15 protein-coding genes are annotated in these 18,779 nt (G+C 61.2%); 8 read left to right on the forward strand and 7 right to left on the reverse strand.

Annotated elements, in window-relative coordinates; all coding sequences use genetic code 11:
• Positions 1-382: 382 nt before the first annotated feature.
• From ACI5GA_RS22145 to ACI5GA_RS22175, 7 genes are all read right to left on the reverse strand, one after another.
• Complete coding sequence (locus tag ACI5GA_RS22145) at positions 383-1,807, reverse strand: gamma-aminobutyraldehyde dehydrogenase (protein WP_421424263.1); 1,425 nt, start codon at positions 1,805-1,807, stop codon at positions 383-385.
• Between the two features lie 201 nt (positions 1,808-2,008).
• On the reverse strand, positions 2,009-2,839 hold the full coding sequence (locus ACI5GA_RS22150; RefSeq protein ID WP_421424264.1) for an ABC transporter permease: 831 nt from the start codon (positions 2,837-2,839) through the stop codon (positions 2,009-2,011).
• A complete protein-coding gene (locus tag ACI5GA_RS22155) occupies positions 2,829-3,749 on the reverse strand; it encodes an ABC transporter permease (protein WP_421425511.1) in 921 nt (306 codons plus the stop codon). The genes ACI5GA_RS22150 and ACI5GA_RS22155 overlap by 11 nt, the downstream gene beginning before the upstream one ends.
• A 31-nt stretch (positions 3,750-3,780) precedes the next feature.
• Positions 3,781-4,818 (reverse strand): ABC transporter ATP-binding protein, encoded by a 1,038-nt coding sequence (locus ACI5GA_RS22160; RefSeq protein WP_421424266.1) that lies wholly within the window; start codon positions 4,816-4,818, stop codon positions 3,781-3,783.
• 184 nt (positions 4,819-5,002) lie between these two features.
• A complete protein-coding gene (ydcS, locus tag ACI5GA_RS22165; protein WP_404637414.1) occupies positions 5,003-6,154 on the reverse strand; it encodes a putative ABC transporter substrate-binding protein YdcS in 1,152 nt (383 codons plus the stop codon).
• Positions 6,155-6,242: 88 nt separating this feature from the next.
• The gene (locus tag ACI5GA_RS22170; RefSeq protein ID WP_404637416.1) at positions 6,243-7,703 is read right to left on the reverse strand and encodes a gamma-aminobutyraldehyde dehydrogenase; all 1,461 of its coding nucleotides are present in this window, start codon (positions 7,701-7,703) and stop codon (positions 6,243-6,245) included.
• 263 nt (positions 7,704-7,966) lie between these two features.
• Positions 7,967-8,881, reverse strand: a complete 915-nt coding sequence (locus tag ACI5GA_RS22175) for a LysR substrate-binding domain-containing protein (RefSeq protein WP_404637418.1) — start codon at positions 8,879-8,881, stop codon at positions 7,967-7,969.
• Positions 8,882-9,047: 166 nt separating this feature from the next.
• Here ACI5GA_RS22175 and ACI5GA_RS22180 point away from each other — a divergent pair, with 166 nt between their 5' ends.
• The 8 genes from ACI5GA_RS22180 to ACI5GA_RS22215 all read left to right on the forward strand — a co-directional run bounded on the left by ACI5GA_RS22180 (position 9,048) and on the right by ACI5GA_RS22215 (position 18,749).
• On the forward strand, positions 9,048-9,782 hold the full coding sequence (locus ACI5GA_RS22180; protein ID WP_404637420.1) for a tellurite resistance TerB family protein: 735 nt from the start codon (positions 9,048-9,050) through the stop codon (positions 9,780-9,782).
• Between the two features lie 381 nt (positions 9,783-10,163).
• The gene (locus tag ACI5GA_RS22185) at positions 10,164-11,786 is read left to right on the forward strand and encodes a methyl-accepting chemotaxis protein (RefSeq protein WP_404637422.1); all 1,623 of its coding nucleotides are present in this window, start codon (positions 10,164-10,166) and stop codon (positions 11,784-11,786) included.
• Between the two features lie 7 nt (positions 11,787-11,793).
• Positions 11,794-12,330, forward strand: coding sequence for a chemotaxis protein CheW (locus ACI5GA_RS22190; RefSeq protein ID WP_404637424.1), 537 nt, complete (start codon positions 11,794-11,796; stop codon positions 12,328-12,330).
• Positions 12,327-13,631 carry a CheR family methyltransferase gene (locus ACI5GA_RS22195; RefSeq protein ID WP_421424269.1) on the forward strand — a complete coding sequence of 435 codons (1,305 nt, stop codon included), beginning with the start codon at positions 12,327-12,329 and terminating at the stop codon, positions 13,629-13,631. Before ACI5GA_RS22190 ends, ACI5GA_RS22195 begins: the two co-directional genes overlap by 4 nt.
• The gene (locus ACI5GA_RS22200) at positions 13,628-14,311 is read left to right on the forward strand and encodes a chemotaxis protein CheW (RefSeq protein ID WP_421424270.1); all 684 of its coding nucleotides are present in this window, start codon (positions 13,628-13,630) and stop codon (positions 14,309-14,311) included. The genes ACI5GA_RS22195 and ACI5GA_RS22200 overlap by 4 nt, the downstream gene beginning before the upstream one ends.
• The gene (locus ACI5GA_RS22205) at positions 14,308-16,689 is read left to right on the forward strand and encodes a hybrid sensor histidine kinase/response regulator (protein ID WP_421424271.1); all 2,382 of its coding nucleotides are present in this window, start codon (positions 14,308-14,310) and stop codon (positions 16,687-16,689) included. Before ACI5GA_RS22200 ends, ACI5GA_RS22205 begins: the two co-directional genes overlap by 4 nt.
• Positions 16,686-17,696 (forward strand): chemotaxis response regulator protein-glutamate methylesterase, encoded by a 1,011-nt coding sequence (locus tag ACI5GA_RS22210; protein WP_404637432.1) that lies wholly within the window; start codon positions 16,686-16,688, stop codon positions 17,694-17,696. The genes ACI5GA_RS22205 and ACI5GA_RS22210 overlap by 4 nt, the downstream gene beginning before the upstream one ends.
• A 45-nt stretch (positions 17,697-17,741) precedes the next feature.
• Entirely contained in the window at positions 17,742-18,749 is a 1,008-nt protein-coding gene (locus tag ACI5GA_RS22215) for a diguanylate cyclase domain-containing protein (RefSeq protein WP_421424272.1), read from the forward strand.
• The last annotated feature ends 30 nt before the right edge of the window (positions 18,750-18,779 follow it).

Genomic DNA, 18,779 nt, shown 5'->3' on the forward strand with positions numbered 1-18,779 from the left:
GGAAGCGGGGGTATCTGGTCAACGAAGCAGGCTCCAGTCAGGGGGTGACAGTGTACGAAGCCGGACCGGAAAAATCCTCACCCTTTCTATCCAATTGAGGGTGAATGGATTGGATGAGCGATTCGTGCTTACTCGAACGAATAGCAAAAAGCCCCTGCCAATCCAAAGCAGCGTCAAGGGTGTTGACCATGGAAGTGCACAGGGGTTGCGTGGTGATATCAAATTCTCATCAGTTTTTTGAGATCACTCTGATCGTTCCCACGCTCCGCGTGGTAACGCTGTTTTCGGCGCACTGCGTCCGCTTGGGACGCGGAGCGTTGGTGGAGGCATCCCCACGCGAAGCGTGGGAACGATCAGATTGATCAGCGCAGGCAAGGGAGGCTCAATGCTTGAACATCACATGCCGCACGGTGGTGTAGTCCTCCAGTCCGTACATGGACATGTCCTTGCCATAACCGGACAGTTTCTGACCGCCGTGGGGCATTTCGCTGACGAGCATGAAGTGGGTGTTCACCCAGGTGCAGCCATATTGCAGGCGCGCCGAGAGGCGATGAGCGCGGCCGACGTCCTGGGTCCAGACCGACGAGGCCAGGCCGTAGTCCGAATCGTTGGCCCAGCCGAGCACCTGCGCTTCGTCGTCGAACTGAGTGACTGACACCACAGGTCCGAATACCTCGCGGCGAACGATTTCGTCATCCTGCTGGACATCGGCGATGACCGTTGGCTGGAAGAAGAAGCCATTGCCGTCGATGGCTTTGCCGCCGGTGATCAGGCGGGTGTGGGACTGGGCGACGGCGCGCTCGACGAAGCCGGTCACGCGGTCGCGATGTTGGGCGGTGATCAGCGGACCGAGTTCGGTGTTCGGGTCATCCTGCAGGCCGACTTTGATGGTGCTGACTGCTTCACCGAGTTTCTGCACGAACTTCTCGTAGATGCCTTTCTGCGCGTAAATACGGCAAGCGGCGGTGCAGTCCTGGCCTGCGTTGTAGAAGCCGAAGGTGCGAATGCCTTCGACGGCGGCGTCGATGTCAGCGTCGTCGAAAATGATGACCGGCGCTTTTCCGCCCAGCTCCATGTGCATGCGTTTGACGCTGTCGGCGGTGCTGGAAATGATGTGCGAGCCAGTGGCGATGGAGCCGGTCAGCGAGACCATGCGCACTTTCGGGTGAGTCACCAACGGGTTGCCGACAGTCTGGCCGCGACCGAAGACCAGGTTCAGCACGCCTGCGGGGAAGATGTCATTGGCCAATTCGATGAGGCGCAATGCGGTCAGCGGGGTTTGTTCGGATGGCTTGAGCACTACGGTATTGCCTGCGGCGAGGGCCGGGGCGATTTTCCAGGCGACCATCATCAGCGGGTAGTTCCACGGCGCAATCGAGGCGATCACGCCTACCGGGTCGCGGCGGATCATTGAGGTGTGGCCCGGCAGGTATTCACCGGCCGCCGAGCCGCCCATGCAGCGGCTGGCCCCGGCGAAGAAGCGGAACACGTCGGCAATCGCGGGCAGTTCATCGTTCAGCGCGGCGTGGTAAGGCTTGCCGCAGTTGTCCGACTCCAGTTTGGCCAGTTCTTCGGCGTTGGCGTCAATGGCATCGGCAAGTTTCAGCAGCAGCAACGAGCGGTCTTTCGGTGCGGTCTGCGACCAGCTCTCGAACGCGGCATCGGCGGCGCGCACGGCGGTGTCGACCTGGCCTTCGCTGGCCTCATTGATCTCCACCAGCACACGGCCCAGTGCGGGGTTGAACACGGGTTGCGCGGGACCTTCACCGGCGACCAGTTGGCCATTGATCAGCAGTTTGGTTTGCATGGGGTTGTCCTCTTGTTCGATCCGTTGGGTATTTCGGGCGCGTTGGCCTGTCGCTACTGCATTGATTCAAATCGGGCCCCTTGTGGGAGCGAGTTCATTCGCGAATCGGTATTCCAGGCGACAGCGTTGTGTCGAATGTACCGACGCCATCGCGAATGAATTCGCTCCCACAGGGGATTGGCGTAGTTCCTTAAAAAAGGATTATTTCCCGCCGCTACCGGCCACACTTTCGCCGCCACGGGTCAGGTAATAGGCGCCGAGGATCGGCAGCATGGTCACCATCATCACCAGCATGGCGACGACGTTGGTCACCGGCACATCCCGTGGGCGGCTGAGTTGGTTGAGCAACCAGATCGGAAGCGTGCGTTCATGGCCTGCGGTGAAGGTGGTGACGATGATTTCGTCGAACGACAACGCGAACGCCAGCATCCCACCCGCCAGCAACGCCGAACCCAGGTTCGGCAGGATGATGTAGCGGAAGGTCTGCCAACCGTCCGCGCCCAAATCCATCGAGGCTTCAATGAGGCTGTGGGAGGTGCGGCGCAAACGGGCGATGACGTTGTTGTAGACGATCACCACGCAGAACGTTGCATGGCCGACGATGATGGTGAACATCCCCGGCTCGATGCCCAGTGACTTGAACGCCGACAGCAGCGCCAACCCGGTGATGATGCCGGGCAGGGCAATGGGCAGGATCAGCATCAGTGAGATGCCGTCCTTGCCGAAGAAGTCCCGGCGGTACAACGCCGCTGAGGCCAGCGTGCCCAGCACCAGCGCGATCAGGGTGGCAACGCAGGCGATCTGCAGCGACAGCTTGATCGCTTCCAGCACATCAGGCCGGGCAAACGCCACACTGAACCACTTCAGAGTGAACCCCTGTGGTGGAAAGCTGAACGCAGCGTCTTCGGTGTTGAAGGTGTACATGAAGATGATCAGGATCGGGAAGTGCAGAAACACCAGCCCGCCCCAGGCGGCGATCTTCAAGCCCCATGAGGCTTGATCGCCTTGCTTGATGACAGGCTTAGAGCGCATCGAAAGCCCCCAGTCGTTTGACGATGGACAGGTAAATGGCGATCAGCACGATGGGCACCAGCGTGAACGCGGCGGCCATGGGCATGTTGCCAATGGCGCCTTGCTGGGCGTAGACCATGCTGCCAATGAAATAGCCCGGCGGGCCGATCAGTTGGGGGACGATGAAGTCGCCCAAGGTCAGCGAGAAGGTGAAGATCGAACCCGCTGCGATGCCCGGCACCGACAGCGGCAAAATCACCTGCATGAACGTTTGCCGGGGTGTGGCGCCCAGATCCGCCGAGGCTTGCAGCAATGACGGCGGCAGACGTTCAAGTGAGGCCTGAATCGGCAGGATCATGAACGGCAGCCAGATATAGACGAACACCAGAAAGCGCCCCAGATGGGAGGTCGACAAGGTGCTGCCGCCGACGCCGGGAAGCCCCAGAATCGCCTGCAACACCGGTTCCAGCCCCACGTGCTGAACGAACCACTGCGCCACGCCGCCTTTGGCCAGCAACAGCGTCCAGGCATAGGCTTTGACGATGTAACTGGCCCACATCGGCATCATCACCGCAATGTAGAAAAACGCCTTGGTCTTGCCCGTGGTGTAACGCGCCATGTAGTAGGCGATGGGAAAGGCGACGATGGCGCTGGCGATGGACACCGCGATGGCCATGGTCAGGGTGCGCTGGATCACATCGAAGTTGGCCGGGTTGAACAGCGCAGCGAAGTTGGTCAGGGTCAGGTCGGGGGTGACCGTCATGCTGAAGTCGTCGAAGGTGTAAAACCCTTGCCACAGCAGGCTCAGCAGCGAACCGAGATAGATCGCGCCGAACCACAGCAGCGGCGGGATCAATAGCAGCGACAGGTACAGGTTCGGCCGTAGATACAGCAGATTGGAGAGGCGTCGCAGGGGCGAAAGCCCTGGCATCGGCGCTGAATGCGCGACTGTCTGGCTCATGTCAGCGGGCCTCGGTGACAGGGTCGTGCAGCGCGACCATCGCCTCACGCGCCCAGCGTGCGGTGACCCGCTGGCCTGTCTGGTGTTGCGCGCTGGTGTCCAGCCATTGGGTATTGTGCTGGCTGACACTCAAGGTCTGGCCGTTATCCAGCATCAGTTCGAAGCGGGTGGCGCTGCCTTGATACTGGATGTCGTGCAGCAAGCCGCTGACTTCGATTTCGTGACTGCCCGCCGGGCCTTCAGCGAAGCGGATGTGCTCGGGTCGAATGGAGAACGCGCTGGCGTTGCCGCTCAACTGCTGCGCCAGTTCGCCACGCAGCACATTGGAGGTGCCGACGAACTCGGCAACGAAGGGCGTCGCCGGTTTCATGTACAGGTTGCGCGGGGTGTCGACCTGTTCGATGCGGCCCTTGTTGAACACCGCGACGCGGTCTGACATGGACAACGCTTCGGTCTGGTCGTGGGTCACGAAAATGAAGGTGATGCCCAGTTGGCGCTGGAGTTTCTTCAACTCGCTCTGCATCTGCTCGCGCAACTTGAGGTCGAGGGCGCCAAGGGGTTCGTCGAGTAACAGGACGCGTGGGCGATTGACCAGCGCACGTGCCAACGCCACACGCTGGCGCTGGCCGCCGGAAAGCTGCACCGGTTTGCGATCGCCATAACCGCCGAGGGCGACCATGCTCAGCGCCTCTTCGGCGCGGGTCAGGCGCTCGCTCTTGCCCACGCCTTTGACCTTCAGGCCATAGGCCACGTTGTCACGCACGTTCATGTGGGGGAACAGGGCGTAATCCTGGAACACCGTATTCACGTCGCGCTGGTACGGCGGCAGGCCTGCTGCTTCCTCGCCATGAATGCGGATCGAACCTGCGCTGGGTTGCTCGAAGCCTGCGATCAAGCGCAGGCAGGTGGTTTTGCCCGAGCCCGACGGGCCCAGCATGGAAAAGAACTCGCCGTCCTTGATGTCGATGGAAACCCGGTCAACGGCCTTCACATCGCCGAACTGACGGGAAACGTGGGTGAACTGGACTGCAAGGGTCATGATTGGAAACTCTGGAGATAGCAGGGATCTGGAGTCTTGCGCGGTCGCCTTTGTGGGAGCCGGCTTGCTGGCGAATGCGTCAGGTCAGGCACTGCAATGTTGAATGACTGACCGCATTCATCGGAACGCCGCCCGCACCAAGCCGGCTCCCACAGGAATTGCGTCTGACCTGCGGGTTAAATAGCTACCGCCCACCCATGATCGCGATGTAATCCTGGGTCCAGCGGCTGTACGGCACGTACTTGCCGCCTTCGGCCTGTGGGGTTTTCCAGAAGGCGATCTTGTCGAACAGGTCGAAGCCGTTGGTGGCGCAACCTTCGGCCCCCAGCAACTCGTTGCCCTTGCACGCCGCAGGCACGACCGGCAGCGAGCCGAACCAGGCGGCGACGTCACCTTGCACCTTCGGTTGCAGCGACCAGTCCATCCACTTGTACGCGCAGTTCGGGTGCTTGGCCTCGGCGTGCAGCATGGTGGTGTCAGCCCAACCGGTGGCGCCTTCCTGCGGGATGGTCGAGGCGACAGGCTGTTTGTCCGCCACCAGGCCGTTGACCATGTAGCCCCACGAACTTGAGGCGGCGACACCTTCGTTTTTCACGTCGCTCATCTGCACGGTCGCGTCATGCCAGTAGCGGTGCACCAGCGGGTGTTGCGCGCGCAGCAGGTCGAGCACGGCCTTGTACTGGGTCTCGGTCAACTGGTACGGGTCTTCAATTTTCAGCTCCGGCTTGGCGGACTTCAGGTACAGCGCCGCGTCAGCGATGTAGATTGGCCCGTCATAAGCCTGCACACGGCCTTTGTTCGGCTTGCCGTCCGGCAGGTCTTGCGGTTCGAACACCACGCTCCAGCTCACAGGCGGGGTCTTGAACACGTTGGTGTTGTACATCAACACGTTCGGTCCCCACTGATAGGGCGTGCCGTAAGTCTGCTTGTTGACGGTGTACCACGGGCCGTCTTTCAGGCGCGGGTCGAGGGTTTTCCAGTTGGGGATCAGATCGGTGTTGATGGGCTGAACACGCTTGCCCGCCACCAGACGCAGCGAGGCATCGCCCGATGCGGTCACCAGGTCGTAGCCGCCCTTGGTCATCAGGCTGACCATCTCGTCGGAGGTCGCTGCGGTTTTGACGTTGACCTTGCAGCCGGTCTCTTTTTCGAAGCCGGTGACCCAGTCATAGGCTTTGTCGCTCTCGCCCCGTTCGATGTAACCCGGCCACGCCACGATATCCAGTTGGCCTTCACCATTGCCGACAGACTTGAGCACTTCGGCCGCCTGTACCATGCCGCTTGAGAGCAATCCGGCCACTATGGCGCCCAAGAGCGCGGTTTTTTGAAACGACATAGGGTTCACCTCGTTATTGATGTTTTTTTCGGCAGAACAAAATCTCAGGGTATCGCTGTTTTTATAGCGTTCGCTTGACGCTTGAAATTCACAGCTCGTAGCTGCTTCGGGCCATGATGTGGCGGACCACGCTGTAGTCCTGAAGCGAATCACTGGACAAATCCTTGCCGTAGCCTGAGCGCTTCAAGCCGCCGTGGGGCATTTCGCTGGTCAGCATGAAGTGGCTGTTGATCCAGGTGCAGCCATATTGCAGCCGGGCTGCGACCTGCATGGCCTTGTCCAGATTCCGGGTCCAGATCGACGAGGCCAGGCCGTATTCGGAGTCGTTGGCCCACTCCACGGCCTGTGACAGTTCGTCGAAACGGGTGACGGTCACCACCGGCCCGAACACCTCGCGCTGGACGATTTCATCGTTCTGTTTGCAGCCTGCGAGCAGCGTCGGCTGGTAGAAAAAGCCGGGGCCGGAATGCACGGCAGCGCCCGTGATGCGCTCAATGTGCGGCTGGCTCAGTGCACGCTCGACAAAGCTGGCCACGCGGTCGCGTTGGCGGGTGCTGATCAGCGGGCCGATCTCGTTGTCGGCATCGCGCTTGCCCGCAAAGCGCAGGCTGCTGACAGCGCTGCCCAGTTCGGCGACCAATTTGTCGTGGATCTCGGCCTGGGCATAGATTCGGCAGGCGGCGGTGCAATCCTGGCCCGCGTTGTAATAGCCATAGGTGCGCACGCCCTCGACCACTGCGGCGATGTCGGCATCGTTGCAGACGATCACCGGGGCCTTGCCGCCCAGCTCAAGGTGGGTGCGTTTAAGGGTTTTGGCAGCGGCCTGAAGGATCTTCTGGCCGGTGACGATATCCCCGGTCAGCGACACCATCCGCACTTTCGGGTGGCTGACCAAATGACTGCCCACGCCTTCACCACCGCCGCAAACGATGTTGATCACGCCCTTGGGCAGGCGGTCAGCGAGCAGCGGGGCGAGCGCGAGAATCGAGAGGGGGGTGTGTTCCGAGGGCTTGAACACCAGCGTGTTACCGGCGGCCAGCGCGGGGGCGATTTTCCACGCGGCCATCATGATCGGGTAATTCCATGGCGCGATGGACGCAACCACTCCAATGGCATCACGCCGCACCATGCTGGTGTACCCCGGCACGTATTCGCCCGCCAGTTGCCCGGTCTGACAACGCACCGCTCCGGCAAAGAAGCGGAATACATCGACGGTAGCGGTCAGGTCGTCCTGAAGCGCGAGATGCAAAGGTTTGCCGCAATTCAGCGCTTCCAGTTGGGCGAGGTGATCAGCGTTCTTTTCGATGGCATCGGCGATGCTCAGCAGCACATGGGCGCGTTGTTGCGGTGTGGTGCGCGACCATTCGGCGAAGGCGCGGTTGGCCGCCAGAATCGCGGTTTCGACCTGATCCGTGCTGGCTTCGGCGATGTGGGTCAACACCTCGCCCGTGGCCGGATTGAGGATCGGCTCGACAAACCCCTGGCCTGCGATCAGTTCACCGTCGATCAGCAGTGAAGTGAGGAATTGAGGGTTCGCGCCGCCTGCCATGGTTCGAGCTTCCTTGTGTCGAGAGGTGTTGCGTATCAGGCCGAAAGATCACTGGTCATCTGTGGGAGTGAGCTTGCTCACGAATAGGCCAGTAAGGCAGATGCACCTCTGGAGCCTTCCACATCGCTTTCGTGAGCAAGCTCACTCCCACAGGAGAGCGGCGCCGCTACTGAAAGATATAGATACAGGTTGATTCCCAATCCTCAGAGCCTAGTGCCCCCTTCAGTGGTCGACAAATTCTAAATACTGAAACCCCCATTCGATTAAATCGATGGCTTGCGTCCCGGGTGAGGCTGTTCTCGGGCGACGCTCAGGAAGGGATCAACCAATGAAGGCCGTGCGGTGCCTCGACGCCACGCCAAGCCCACGTCCAGCGTTTGGGTCAAGTCGGCGATAGGGCGGGCTTCAATGATGTCGCCTTCCAGCGACCAGGGGCGATAGGTCATGTCCGGCTGAATCGACACACCCAGGCCGGCCGCCACAAGACTGCGCACTGCTTCCGTTGAGGCCGTACGCAGGCCGACTTTCGGTTGCAGCCCCGCGCGGGACCAAATGCGCTGTGCGTTGCTGCCCATCTCGTCGACATTCAGTTGAATCAGCGGCTCGCAGGCGACATCGGCGAGGTTGATGTTGTCGTGCTCCAGCAGCGGATGCTGAGCAGGCAGCCAAAGCCGATAGGGCGAGTGGGTCAATACCTCGGTCTGCAAGGCATGACGGTCTTCCAGGTTGGAGAGAATCAACACGCCAATGTCGATCTCGCCACTGACCAGCAGATGCTCGATGTAAGGCCGCTCGTCTTCCATCACGCGAATGTCGACGTTGGGATAGGCGCGCTGAAAGCGGGTCAGCAGGTCGGCGAGGTAGTAACCCGCGACGAGACTGGTCACGCCGATCACCAATTGCCCGGCCACTTGTTCAGCGCCTTGTTGCAGGCTGCGTTTGGCGTTTTCGACGGTGGCCAGAATCAGGTGCGCCTGACGCAGAAACTGATGCCCTTGGTGAGTCAGGGTCATGCCCTTGGCATGACGACTGAACAGGGTGACGCCGATTTCCTCCTCCAATTGCTGAATGGCCAGCGTCAGGGTGGACTGGGAAATGAACACCGCTTGTGCAGCGGCTGATATCGACCCTGTTTCGGCCACCGCAATGAAATGGCGAATCTGGCGTAGCGTCATCATGAAGGGCGCGGCTCGCGTGATTTTTTAGAATGTAGCGAGTGTATATCGTTTTTACTGAATGGCTGGTGACTGACCTGCAACATCCAGAAGCACACCCGAAAACGACACCTGACGACTTCGACTTAACCTGCGGGTCGGACTGTTTATCTGTTTTCAGGAGGTGCCCATGAATACCCGAGGCTTGCTCGATCAGCTGTTGAAATCCGGTCAGGACCTGTTGCAGAACACGGCAGGCAAACCGGCTCGTTCCGAATCTCAACGCCAAGGCAGCCAGGGCGGGCTTGGCGATTTACTGGGCAAAATGGGGGGCGGCAATCTGGGCGGATTTCTGTCCGGCGCGGGCGGCGGGGCGCTGGCAGCGGGTGCGATGGGGCTGTTGCTGGGCAACAAGAGCGCGCGCAAGATCGGCGGCAAGGTCGTGACCTATGGCGGCCTGGCGGCGCTGGGCGTACTCGCCTACAAGGCCTACGGCAACTGGCAGGCGAATCAAGCGGGTGCCGGGCCGAGTCAGCCACAAACCGTAGACCGCGTGCCACCGGCGCAGGTCGAGCAGCACAGTGAGGCGATCCTTCGGGCGTTGGTGGCGGCGGCCAAGGCGGACGGCCACGTAGATGACTACGAACGGCAGTTGTTAGAAGGCGAGTTCACCCGCCTGACTGGCGATCAGGAATTACAGCACTGGCTGCACACCGAACTGAACAAACCGCTGGACCCTGCCGAAGTCGCCCGCGCGGCCCATACCCCGGAAATCGCTGCCGAGATGTACCTGGCCAGCGTGATGATGGTGGATGAGGAGCATTTCATGGAGCGGGCGTATCTGGATGAGCTGGCGAAGCAACTGAAGCTGGCGCCGGGCTTGAAAGCCGAGCTGGAAAATCAGGTTCGCCAGGCACAGCAATAAACGGCACCGCACAAAGTCGGTATTCATACCTGTGGGAGTGAGCTTGCTCACGATGGCATCCGGTCAGTCACTGCCGCTATGACGACAGACCGAAATCGTGAGCAAGCTCACTCCAACAGCTACAGTGCTTGATGATCGACAGCGCGGTCTGAACGCCGGACGATTTTTGACAGGTTGGCAGTCCACTATCAAACACACTTTCCCATCTGCCGATAACCCGTCTGACATTTACGCTACATGTGTGCGTTATTACGTAAGTCATGTCGGAAACAGCCCGTTTAAACAGTAAGGCACTAGGCTATACTCCGCTCGCGTTGGGCCGTCTGTCGGTCCGCTTCTTGAACCCGGTTTTTGCCGGTGTTGAACTCTTGAGGGCTGACTGTGAAGAACTGGACGTTGCGTCAACGTATTTTGGCGAGCTTCGCTGTCATCATCGCCATCATGCTGCTGATGGTGATTGTGGCTTTCAACCGGTTGCTGGTGATTGAAAGCAGCGGCGATGAGGTGCGTCTCGACGCGTTGCCGGGCGTCTATTACAGCAGCACGGTGCGTGGGGCATGGGTTGAAAGTTATGTGCGTACCCAGCAGTTGCTCGCTGAAGGCGCAGGGCGTGCGCTGACCAACGCTGAAGAAGACCAATACAAAGAGTTCGAGGACCGTCTGCAAGCGCAGATATCCGCCTATCAAAAGAGTATTTTCGAAGAGACCGATCGCAATGATTTCGCGCAGTTCCTGCAACTGCGGGAACGTTATGGTCTGGTCCTTAATGGCATTCTGGCGGCCTATCAGGGCGACAACTATGCCTTGGCGCAACGCATTTTTACCGAGCAGTTGACCCCGATGTGGTTTGACGGCCGCAAGATGCTCAATGCCTTGGGTACCAAGAACAAGGTCAATGCGGACCGCGCGTCTGACAATATTCAGACCGCTGTCTCCAGCGCCAAAGTCACGCTGAGCATTTCCCTGGTGCTTGCCGTCCTTGCAGCCGCTGCCTGCGGTTTGCTGCTGATGCGGGCGATTCTGGCGCCGATGAACCGCATCGTGCACATTCTGGAGGTCATGCGCACGGGTGACTTGAGCAGCCGCCTGAACCTGGAGCGCAAGGACGAATTCGATTCGGTGCAGACCGGATTCAACGACATGGTCACCGAGCTGGCGGCGCTGGTGTCCCAGGCGCAGCGTTCGTCGGTGCAGGTCACCACCTCGGTCACCGAGATTGCCGCCACGTCCAAACAGCAGCAGGCCACGGCCACCGAAACCGCTGCGACCACCACGGAAATTGGTGCGACCTCGCGGGAAATCGCCGCCACCTCTCGCGATCTGGTGCGCACCATGACCGAGGTGACGTCGGCCGCCGATCAGGCTTCGATCCTCGCCGGTTCCGGCCAGCAAGGCCTGGCGCGCATGGAAGAAACCATGCATTCGGTGATGGGCGCGGCGGATTTGGTGAACTCCAAGCTCGCGATCCTCAATGAGAAGGCGGGCAACATCAATCAGGTGGTCGTGACCATCGTCAAGGTCGCCGACCAGACGAACCTGCTGTCCCTCAACGCGGCGATCGAAGCCGAGAAAGCCGGCGAATATGGTCGTGGTTTTGCGGTGGTCGCCACCGAGGTGCGTCGTCTGGCTGATCAGACGGCGGTCGCCACGTATGACATCGAACAGATGGTCCGCGAGATCCAGTCAGCGGTGTCGGCGGGCGTGATGGGCATGGACAAATTCTCTGAAGAAGTGCGTCGCGGCATGTTCGAGGTGACGCAGGTCGGTGAGCAGCTTTCGCAGATCATCCACCAGGTACAGGCGCTGGCGCCGCGGGTGTTGATGGTCAACGAAGGTATGCAGGCCCAGGCCACGGGCGCCGAGCAGATCAACCAGGCGCTGGTGCAGTTGGGCGATGCCAGCAGCCAGACGGTGGAGTCCTTGCGTCAGGCCAGTTTTGCCATCGACGAACTGAGTCAGGTGGCGGTAGGTCTGCGCAGCGGCGTTTCGCGATTCAAGGTCTGATCGGGCCATGACCGAGCATTCAGCCAAGCGCGGCACGGCCGTCGTGCCCAAGAACAAACTGTTCCTGCTGTTTCGCATCGGGACGGAGCGTTATGCGCTGGAGGCAGCCGAGGTCGCCGAAGTCCTGCCTCGTCTGATGCTCAAACCCATTGCGCGGGCGCCGCACTGGGTCGCAGGCGTTTTTGCCCATCGGGGCGCAGTGGTGCCGGTCATTGACCTGAGCGCGCTGACCTTTGGCGAGCCGGCGCCGCTGCGCACCAGCACGCGCGTGGTGCTGGTGCATTACCGGATGGGGGGCGATCGCCCGTCGCAGCGTCTGGGGCTGGTTCTCGAACACGCGACGGATACCCTGCGTTGCGCCGTCGATGAGTTCAAGGCCTATGGTCTGGACAACCGCGAAGCGCCGTACTTGGGGCCTGTGCGCGAAGACGCTCTTGGGTTGTTGCAATGGATTCGAGTACAGGACCTGCTCACCGATGATGTGCGGGACATGCTGTTTCCCGCCCAGCCCATGGACCTTGCAGCCCTTGAGTCCATGCCATGAGTTCCGATGCGCGTTTCTTCGCCTTCCTCAAGAGCCGCATCGGTCTGGACGTTGCGTCTGTGGGCGAGGCCATCATCGAGCGGGCGGTGCGTCAGCGCTGCACCAGCGTCAAGGCGGACACCGCCGATGCCTATTGGCAACTGCTGCAAAGCTCGGCTGACGAACAGCAAGCGCTGATCGAAGCGGTGATCGTGCCGGAGACCTGGTTTTTCCGTTACCCGGAATCCTTCGGCACCCTCGGCAAGCTCGCTGCCGCACGGGTCGTCCAGTTGAGTGGCGTTCGCCCATTACGCATTCTCAGCCTGCCATGCTCGACCGGCGAAGAGCCGTACTCGATTGTCATGGCGCTGTTCGACGCCGGGTTGCAACCGCAGCAATTCAAAGTCGAAGCCGTGGACATCAGCCCGCTGTCGCTGCAACGGGCGCGACGTGCGGTGTATGGCAAGAATTCCTTTCGTGGCGATCAATTGAGTTTTCGTGACCGCTACTTCAGCCAGGTCGACGAGGGCTACCTCGTCAACGAGAAGGTGCGTGAGCGGGTCAGTTTTCAGACCGGCAATTTGCTCGACCCGAACTTGCTGGTGGCGCAATCGGCCTATGATTTCGTGTTCTGCCGCAACCTGTTGATCTACTTCGACGTCGACACTCAACGTCAGGGCTTCGAGGCGTTGAAGCGGATGACCCGCGAGGACGGCCTGCTGTTCATCGGTCCCGCTGAAGGCAGCCTGTTGGGGCGCATGGGCATGGCCTCCATCGGGATTCCCCAGTCGTTCGCGTTCCGTCATCGTTCGGAACCTGTGGCGGACCCTTTTGCAGTCCAGCCCGCTGCGCCGCTGCCGCCTGTGTCGCCAACTCTTGCGCCATCGGTCAGCAGCAAACCGGCACCGTCCCCACGGTCCAAGCCTGTCACGAGGCCTTTTGCGTCCACACCCGCTACGACGCGCAGCCCGGCACCGCCAGCGCCTGTCTCGACCGGCGAGGCGGCGACCCTGTTGAACAGCATCAAACAACTGGCCAACGAAGGCAAAAGCGCGGAGGCCAAACTGGCCTGCGAGCAATACCTGAAACGCTATGAACCGGTGGCCTCGGTTTTCTATTGGCTGGGTCTGCTCAGTGAAGTGGGCGGTGATGTCATCGGCGCTCAGGGCTTTTACCGCAAGGCGCTGTATCTGGAACCCCAGCACCCCGAGGCGCTGGCGCAACTGGCGGCCCTGTTGGCTGCGCAAGGCGACAGCGCCGGAGCCCGCCGTCTGCAAGAGCGCGCCGCACGTGGTGTGAACAAAGAAGGACGTAGTCGATGACCGGCGTACACAGTGAATTGATCAGCGACGACGCCCAGGCCATCGACGATTGCTGGAACCGTATCGGCATTCACGGCGACCGTTCCTGCCCGTTGCTGGCCGATCACATCCATTGCCGCAACTGCTCGGTGTATTCCGCCGCCGCCACCCGTTTGCTGGACCGTTATGCGCTCGCTCAAGAGCACCGGGCCGTGGCGCAAAGCGACGAGCTGGACAGCGACGTCAAGACCCGCTCGCTGGTGGTCTTTCGCCTCGGTGAAGAATGGCTCGGTTTGCCGACCCGGTGTCTGGTGGAAGTCTCGCCCGTCCAGTCGATTCATTCGTTGCCCCACCAGCGTTCACGCGCCTTGCTCGGTGTCGCTAACGTGCGTGGCGCGCTGGTGGCCTGCCTGTCGTTTGTCGAGCTGCTCGGGCTGGACGTTTCGTTCGCCCCTGTCAGCACTGGTCGAGTTATGCCGCGCATGCTGATCGTCGCCGTGGAGGGCGGCCCGGTGGTGGTGCCGGTGGATGAGGTCGACGGTATCCACGCCATCGAAGCGCGGTTGCTGGACGCCGCATCGGTCCCCGCACAGAACACCAATGCCCGATTCACCAAGGGGGTTGTGCAGTGGAAAAACCGCAGCCTGCGCCTGCTGGATGAAGAACACCTGTTGTCGGCAGTGAACCGGAGCCTGATATGACGCCCGATCAAATGCGCGACGCCTCGCTGTTCGAACTCTTCACGCTGGAAGCCGAAGCGCAGACTCAAGTGTTGAGCGCAGGCCTGCTCGCCCTCGAACGCAACCCGACCCAGGCCGACCAACTGGAAGCCTGCATGCGTGCCGCCCACTCGCTTAAAGGCGCGGCGCGGATTGTCGGGGTCAATGCGGGCGTCAGCGTTTCCCACGTCATGGAAGACTGTCTTGTGGAAGCCCAGACAGGGCGTCTGCACCTGAAGCCCGAACACATCGACGCGTTGTTGATGGGCACCGACATGTTGATGCGCATCGCCACGCCGGGCGAAAGCAGCGTGGGTCAGGGTGACGTGGATGGCTATGTGGCCCTGATGAACGACTTGATCAAGCCGGGCGCTCATCATGCGGCTGCGGCGCCGTCCGCCGAACCCTCGATGGAGGATTTGCTGCGGGCCAATGCCCAGGCATTGGTGGAGTCGGTGCAATCCGCTCATGCGCCGCTCGTTCCCGAGCCTGCGGTGATTGACCCCCCCCTCGTCGTGGAACCCCCTGCGCCGACGCCGCCCGTTGTCGCGGAAAGTGAAGAAGATGCTTCACCGAAAACCGAGCGGCATCGTGAGCGGCGGGTGGCTGAAGGCGGCGAGCGGGTCCTGCGAGTCACCGCCGAGCGTTTGAACAACCTGCTGGACCTGTCGAGCAAATCGCTGGTCGAGACCCAGCGGCTCAAGCCGTATCTGACCGCCATGCAACGGGTCAAACGTTCACAGATGGGGGCCAGCCGGGCGCTGGATAATCTGGAAGCGCTGCTCGACGCCAATGTCGATCCGGACGCCCAGAAAGCACTGGATGAGGCCCGTCGCCTGTTGAGCGAAGCGCAGCATTTGCTGATTCAGCAGACGGCGGACCTGGACGAATTCGGCTGGCAGGCCAGCCAGCGCGCGCAACTGCTGTATGACACCGCACTGGCGTGTCGCATGCGCCCGTTCGCCGATGTATTGGCCGGTCAGGCACGCATGGTGCGCGACCTGGGGCGCTCGCTGGGTAAACAGGTGCGCCTGGAAATCGAAGGTGAGAAAACCCAGGTCGACCGCGATGTGCTGGAGAAACTTGAAGCGCCGCTGACTCACTTGCTGCGTAACGCGGTGGATCATGGCATCGAGTTGCCCGAACAACGCCTGGCCAGCGGCAAGCCCGCCGAAGGCCTGATTCAGCTCAAGGCCTCCCATCAGGCCGGGCTATTGGTCGTGGAACTGATCGACGACGGCGCGGGTGTCGATCTGGAGAAGCTGCGTCGCAGTATCATCGCGCGCAAATTATCGCCGGAAGAAACCGCTGCGCAGTTGAGCGAAGAAGAGCTGTTGAGTTTCCTGTTCCTGCCCGGTTTCAGCATGCGCGACAAGGTCACCGAAGTCTCGGGCCGAGGCGTGGGGCTGGATGCGGTGTTGCACATGGTCCGGCAACTGCGCGGCGGTGTTGATTTGCACCAGCAGGCGGGGCAGGGCAGTCGCTTCCATCTTGAAGTGCCGTTGACGCTGTCGGTGGTGCGCAGTCTGGTCGTCGAAGTGGGCGGCGAGGCCTATGCCTTCCCGCTGGCGCACATCGAACGCATGCGCGATGTGCAGGCCGACGAAATCGTGCAACTGGAAGGTCGTCAGCATTTCTGGCACGAAGAGCGGCACGTCGGTCTGGTCGCGGCCAGCCAGTTGCTCAATCGCCCGGCCAGCCAGGACAGCGCCGATGTGCTCAAGGTCGTGATCATTCGCGAGCGCGACGCGGTGTATGGCGTGGCGGTCGAGCGCTTCATCGGCGAGCGCACGCTGGTGGTGCTGCCGCTGGACCCGCGTCTGGGCAAGGTTCAGGACATTTCCGCTGGCGCGTTGCTGGACGACGGTTCGGCGGTGCTGATCATCGACGTCGAAGACATGCTGCGCTCGGTGGAAAAACTGCTCAACACCGGACGTCTGGAGCGCATCGACCGGCGCAATCGCCAGGCCGACGCACAATCGCGCAAACGCGTGCTGGTGGTGGACGACTCTCTAACGGTGCGCGAACTGGAGCGCAAGCTGCTGCTCAGTCGCGGTTACGAAGTGGCGGTGGCGGTGGATGGCATGGACGGCTGGAACGCCCTGCGTGCCGAGGATTTCGATCTGCTGATCACTGACATCGACATGCCGCGCATGGACGGCATCGAGCTGGTCACCCTGTTACGACGCGACAGCCGGTTGCAGTCGCTGCCGGTGATGGTGGTGTCGTACAAGGATCGTGAAGAAGACCGCCGACGCGGGCTTGATGCTGGCGCCGACTATTATCTGGCTAAGGCCAGTTTTCATGACGACGCATTGCTCGATGCGGTCGTTGAACTCATAGGAGATGCGCAGGGATGAAGATCGCCATCGTCAACGACATGCCCATGGCTGTCGAGGCTCTGCGCCGTGCGTTGGCGTTCGAGCCTGCGCATCAAGTGGTGTGGGTGGCGAGCAACGGCGCGGAGGCGGTGCAATGCTGCGCCGAGCTGACGCCGGACCTGATCCTGATGGACCTGATCATGCCGGTGATGGACGGCGTCGAGGCCACGCGACGCATCATGGCGGCCACGCCCTGTGCCATCGTGATCGTGACGGTGGATCGCGAGCAGAACGTGCATCGCGTCTTCGAAGCCATGGGCCACGGTGCGCTGGACGTCGTGGACACCCCGGCGATTGGCGCGGGCAACCCGCAAGAAGCCGCCGCACCTTTGTTACGCAAGATACTTAATATAGGCTGGCTCATCGGCCAGCGTGACAGCCGGGTCAAACAGGCGCCGCCACCGGTGCGCGAAGCCGCGCAACGGCAAGGGCTGGTTGCCATTGGATCGTCCGCAGGTGGACCGGCTGCGCTGGAAGTGCTGCTCAAGGGCCTGCCGAAGAGTTTCCCGGCGGCTATCGTGCTGGTTCAGCACGTGGATCAGGTGTTTGCGGCTGGAATGGCACAATGGTTGAGCAGTTCATCGGGACTCGCAGTACGATTAGCCCGTGATGGCGAACCGCCTCAACCCGGTGCCGTGCTGTTGGCAGGCACCAATCACCATATTCGATTGTTGAAAAACGGCACGCTGGCATACACCGCCGAGCCGGTTAACGAGATCTACAGGCCCTCGATCGACGTCTTCTTCGAGAGCGTAGCGACCTATTGGAACAGTGATGCGGTGGGTGTTCTGTTGACAGGTATGGGCCGGGATGGTGCCCAGGGACTCAAGCTGATGCGTCAGCGCGGGTTTCTCACCATCGCCCAGGATCAGCAAAGTTGTGCGGTTTACGGCATGCCCAAAGCGGCAGCCGCGATTGACGCCGCCATGGAGATTCGCCCGCTGGACAGCATCGCGTCTCGCTTGAACGAGGCTTTTACCCAATGAATTTCCAGGTGATTTCACAGCCCGGCTGTGACCAGGAGACCCTGAATGCATGATTTGCAGCTGGACGAGTTAGACACCACGGACGAAAACGCTGCCATGGTGTTGCTGGTCGACGATCAGGCGATGATCGGCGAAGCAGTCCGGCGTGGGCTGGCGAATGAGGAAAACATTGATTTCCACTTCTGCGCCGACCCTCATCAGGCCATCGCACAGGCGATCCAGATCAAGCCGACCGTCATCCTGCAAGACCTGGTCATGCCGGGGCTGGATGGCCTGACGCTAGTACGTGAATACCGCAACAACCCGATGACACGGGACATCCCGATCATCGTGCTGTCGACCAAGGAAGACCCGTTGATCAAGAGCGCCGCGTTCGCAGCGGGTGCCAACGATTATCTGGTCAAGTTGCCGGACAACATCGAGTTGGTGGCGCGCATCCGTTACCACTCGCGGTCCTACATGACGCTGTTGCAGCGTGATGAGGCCTACCGCGCCTTGCGCGTCAGCCAGCAGCAGTTGCTGGACACCAACCTGGTACTGCAACGCCTGATGAACTCTGACGGCCTGACCGGCCTTTCGAACCGTCGGCACTTCGACGAGTACCTGGAACTGGAGTGGCGGCGGGCGATCCGCGAGCAGACCCAGTTGTCGCTGATGATGATCGATGTCGACTACTTCAAGGCGTATAACGACAATTTCGGCCATCTTGAGGGTGATGAAGCCCTGCGCCAGGTGGCCAAGGCCATTCGCGCCAGTTGCAGCCGCCCATCCGATCTGCCTGCCCGTTATGGTGGTGAAGAGTTTGCGCTGGTGTTGCCGAACACCTCGCCGGGCGGCGCGCGTCTGCTGGCGGAAAAGCTGCGCCAGACCGTGGCGGGCATGAACATCCCGCACATCGCGCCGACCGAAGGCTCGCACCTGACGGTCAGCATCGGCCTGGCGACGATCATCCCGCCGGTGGGTAGCCACAGCCGCCAGTTGATTCAGAGCGCGGACCAAGGGCTGTACGCGGCCAAGCACAATGGACGCAATCAGGTGGTGGTGGGCGGGTAACCGATTTTGGTGCTGTGCGGCGATTTTGAG

Origin of the sequence: Pseudomonas sp. Pseu.R1 (assembly GCF_045764065.1) — a bacterium.
In the GTDB taxonomy this organism is placed as follows: domain Bacteria; phylum Pseudomonadota; class Gammaproteobacteria; order Pseudomonadales; family Pseudomonadaceae; genus Aquipseudomonas.

Coding starts and splice junctions, on each gene's coding strand:
- ydcS (WP_404637414.1), bottom strand. CDS start 6,154: ATGTCGTTTCAAAAAACCGCGCTCTTGGGCGCCATAGTGGCCGGATTG.
- ACI5GA_RS22145 (WP_421424263.1), bottom strand. CDS start 1,807: ATGCAAACCAAACTGCTGATCAATGGCCAACTGGTCGCCGGTGAAGGT.
- ACI5GA_RS22200 (WP_421424270.1), top strand. CDS start 13,628: ATGACCGGCGTACACAGTGAATTGATCAGCGACGACGCCCAGGCCATC.
- ACI5GA_RS22160 (WP_421424266.1), bottom strand. CDS start 4,818: ATGACCCTTGCAGTCCAGTTCACCCACGTTTCCCGTCAGTTCGGCGAT.
- ACI5GA_RS22170 (WP_404637416.1), bottom strand. CDS start 7,703: ATGGCAGGCGGCGCGAACCCTCAATTCCTCACTTCACTGCTGATCGAC.
- ACI5GA_RS22215 (WP_421424272.1), top strand. CDS start 17,742: ATGCATGATTTGCAGCTGGACGAGTTAGACACCACGGACGAAAACGCT.
- ACI5GA_RS22190 (WP_404637424.1), top strand. CDS start 11,794: ATGACCGAGCATTCAGCCAAGCGCGGCACGGCCGTCGTGCCCAAGAAC.
- ACI5GA_RS22150 (WP_421424264.1), bottom strand. CDS start 2,839: ATGCGCTCTAAGCCTGTCATCAAGCAAGGCGATCAAGCCTCATGGGGC.
- ACI5GA_RS22195 (WP_421424269.1), top strand. CDS start 12,327: ATGAGTTCCGATGCGCGTTTCTTCGCCTTCCTCAAGAGCCGCATCGGT.
- ACI5GA_RS22180 (WP_404637420.1), top strand. CDS start 9,048: ATGAATACCCGAGGCTTGCTCGATCAGCTGTTGAAATCCGGTCAGGAC.
- ACI5GA_RS22155 (WP_421425511.1), bottom strand. CDS start 3,749: ATGCCAGGGCTTTCGCCCCTGCGACGCCTCTCCAATCTGCTGTATCTA.
- ACI5GA_RS22210 (WP_404637432.1), top strand. CDS start 16,686: ATGAAGATCGCCATCGTCAACGACATGCCCATGGCTGTCGAGGCTCTG.
- ACI5GA_RS22175 (WP_404637418.1), bottom strand. CDS start 8,881: ATGATGACGCTACGCCAGATTCGCCATTTCATTGCGGTGGCCGAAACA.
- ACI5GA_RS22205 (WP_421424271.1), top strand. CDS start 14,308: ATGACGCCCGATCAAATGCGCGACGCCTCGCTGTTCGAACTCTTCACG.